The 2,926-nt window shown below is 42.3% G+C and carries 4 protein-coding genes; 2 read left to right on the top strand and 2 right to left on the bottom strand.

The features are described 5' to 3' along the window. Positions 1 to 312 precede the first annotated feature (312 nt). Positions 313 to 537 (top strand): hypothetical protein, encoded by a 225-nt coding sequence (locus QXE01_12430; protein MEM4972044.1) that lies wholly within the window; start codon positions 313 to 315, stop codon positions 535 to 537. Further along, positions 534 to 962, top strand: a complete 429-nt coding sequence (locus QXE01_12425) for a type II toxin-antitoxin system VapC family toxin (protein MEM4972043.1) — start codon at positions 534 to 536, stop codon at positions 960 to 962. The genes QXE01_12430 and QXE01_12425 overlap by 4 nt, the downstream gene beginning before the upstream one ends. 133 nt (positions 963 to 1,095) lie before the next feature. Here QXE01_12425 and QXE01_12420 read toward each other — a convergent pair whose 3' ends face one another. Both QXE01_12420 and QXE01_12415 read right to left on the bottom strand, forming a co-directional pair. Beyond that, positions 1,096 to 2,397 carry a cytosine deaminase gene (locus tag QXE01_12420; GenBank protein MEM4972042.1) on the bottom strand — a complete coding sequence of 434 codons (1,302 nt, stop codon included), beginning with the start codon at positions 2,395 to 2,397 and terminating at the stop codon, positions 1,096 to 1,098. 10 nt (positions 2,398 to 2,407) lie between these two features. Next, positions 2,408 to 2,926: cytosine permease (locus QXE01_12415; protein ID MEM4972041.1), on the bottom strand; the 519-nt coding region annotated here is incomplete at its 5' end.

The following is a 2,926-nucleotide window of genomic DNA, read 5'->3' as shown; positions in this document are numbered from 1 at the left end:
GGAAAAAGGTTATAGCTATGATTACAGGTGGAAACATAGATCCTGAGGTGCTAGCATCATGGCTAGCTGGCTCACCACATGCCAAGGGGATCTCATCAAGCTAGGTGGAATAGGCGAAGCATTGAAGAGATTGAATATAGAAATATAGAAAGGAGACTAGGAACTACGCGCTTCTCAATATTTCCAATGATCTATTAATGCTCCATGAAAATTGTATAGAATGCAAGAGCTATACAGAATCGTACAGACGCAACTATATAGACATAACAAAACTTATTAATACTGTCTGTACATATGATAACTGGTGGTTCTATGTCTACTAAAATTACTGTGAGAATACCTCTGGAGCTGAAGAAGCGTATGGAGATGTATTCCGATGTTAATTGGAGTGAAGTTATTAGAAAAGCTATCGAGGAGAAATTGAGAGAGCTAGAGGTTAAAGAAGCCCTCAAGATTATGGATGAGATAGCATCGAAGGCCAAGCCAGAGAAGCCCCTGACCGATGTTATTAGAAAGTTTAGGGATGAGAGGAGATGAAGGCCATAGTCCTAGATGCTAGCGCTGTCATCAAATGGTTTGTTAAGGGGGAAGAGGAGTTGGAGGAAATGAAGCTAGTTAGAGATCTACTCCTAAATGGTGAAGTAGAAATATACGTTCCATCGTTACTACTCATAGAAGTCTCCAACGCGCTTAGATACATAGAAGGATTAGATGGAGAAGATGTCATCAAGGCTGTTAATGCTCTCAAAAAACTTGGTCTTTGGATTGTGGATGCTATGGAGCTGCTTGAGGACGCCATTAAGATTGCATTTGAAAGTGATATTACCGTGTATGATGCGATCTACGTGGCTCTGGCTAGGAGAATTAGAGGATCTCTCATAACATATGATAGAGAGCTGCTAAGCAAACATAGAGATCTAGCTATGAAGGCAAGCGTGTTCTTAAAGCATATGCCACGCTAAGCAACCTAGGGTGTAGGGATAGGAGGGAGCTGTGCTTGGTTCTGTTAAGAATTTGAGGATCAAGTTTGTCGATTTGGCTTAGAAGCTTAAAACCTGTAGATCAAATTTTATTGGAAGAGTCTCTAAGCTAGAATCACACACTTATTAGATCATAGAGGTGCTGTTTAAGCTCTTCCCACTTACCCCTATACATGATCTTCGGGTTTGTTCTTGAGGTATTATCAGCTATGATTCTACCACCTTTAATAACGTATAGCGGTGGGCCCAATATTCTGAGTACATCGAGTTCATCCTTACCATTTAGAACCACGAAGTTGGCTTCCTTGCCTTCTTCAACACCGTATCTATCAACGATCCTTAGGGCTTTTGCTGCATTTATCGTTATCAGATCCAACGATGATCTAAGCTCGGAAACACCCATTATATGATCTAGATGTACGGCCATGAAGAGCACCTGTAACATATCTCCCACACCGAGGGGGTACCAGGGATCCATTATACAGTCATGGCCTAGGCTAACATTAATACCCCTGCTAAGGAAGAATTTTATTGGGGCCATACCCCTTCTTTTTGGATATATATCGAATCTACCTTGGAGATGTATATTTATCAATGGATTAGCTATAATAGTGATCCCCGCCTTCTTTATCAATGATGAGATCCTATATCTATAGGCAGGATCCCAGCTATGACTAGCTGTAACATGCCCAGCTGTGACCCTCCCCTGCCAGCCATATCTAATAGTCTTTGCAGCAACAACCTCAAGATATCTAGACATGGGATCGTCTGTCTCATCTACATGCCCATCTACATCCCTATTATATTTCTTTGCTATTTCGAATGCTATCTCAATAGATCTAACACCATCTTCTCTAGTCCACTCATTATGCGGAATCATGCCAACGTTATCAGCACCAAGCTCCACCGCTTTTTCTAAGAGCTCGGCGTTCTCAGGATCTGTTAGTATGCCATCTTGTGGGAAGGCTGTCACCTGGATCTCTATTATCTCTCTAAACATCTCTCTAGCCTTTATAAGGGCCTTAACGGTATTTAGACTCCTCACGCTTGTATCAGCGTGTGTTCTAACTAATAGGGTTCCATATGCGGCCATAAGCTTAACTGCCTTTTCAACCCTCGATAGTATATCCTCTACAGATAGCTTCTCCTTGAGCTCCCCCCAGATCTCGATCCCTTCCCATAGTGTGCCGCTCTCATTATATCTCGGCTTCCCAAGAGTTAATACTGAGTCTAGGTGGAAGTGCATGTTGAAGAAACTAGGTGTTACCAGATTTCCATTAGCATCTATCTCTTCCGAGCCTCTCCCAGATATCTTCTCCGAGATCCTTGTTATCCTGCCATTTTCAACCGCTATATCGTATAGCCTATCCCTAGGCCTATCCCTCAACCTAGCCCTTCTAACAACGAGATCATATATCTCGGTCAGCCTATCTCACCCCCATAATCTCTGGTAATACATGCTGTTTCATAGTCTGGGCCAGCATTAGATATATCAGGGCAGCTGATATAAATCCATAGTACCATGCTAACTCGATCCCTGGTACTGGTATAAATCCAAAGTATATTCTAATACTACCCTGTAGAGCGCTTAGTAAATACTCGATCAAGATGCTTATTATGAAGGATGATATGCCAGCAATATTCACACCTCTATAATAGCTGTAGATCCCACTGTGGTTATAGAGCTCCTCAGGTTTGAGGAGTCTTCGCCTGAGGATCCAGTAGTCAATCACCATAACACCAGCTATAGGGCCAAGCCACATTGAATAGTACCAATTGTAGAGAAGCAGATAGTTAGCAACATCTAGAGATACCCTCCAAAACACGATTGAGTAAGGCCCTATGACAAGCCATGCAAGAATAGTAGCAATTATAACAGCATTTTCCCACCTTATCCTTGCTATCCTTATAATGGCATTGGTCGCAGCTGGAACATCACCGGTAAC

The organism is Sulfolobales archaeon (assembly GCA_038897115.1).
In the GTDB taxonomy this organism is placed as follows: Archaea; Thermoproteota; Thermoprotei_A; order Sulfolobales; family AG1; genus AG1.
The sequence above is the reverse complement of the archived record's forward strand: the minus strand, read 5'-3'. Positions and strand labels throughout refer to the sequence as shown.

What these genes read in the sequence shown, in the direction of transcription:
- QXE01_12425 (MEM4972043.1), top strand. Translation starts at nt 534, where the DNA reads ATGAAGGCCATAGTCCTAGATGCTAGCGCTGTCATCAAATGGTTTGTT.
- QXE01_12430 (MEM4972044.1), top strand. Translation starts at nt 313, where the DNA reads ATGTCTACTAAAATTACTGTGAGAATACCTCTGGAGCTGAAGAAGCGT.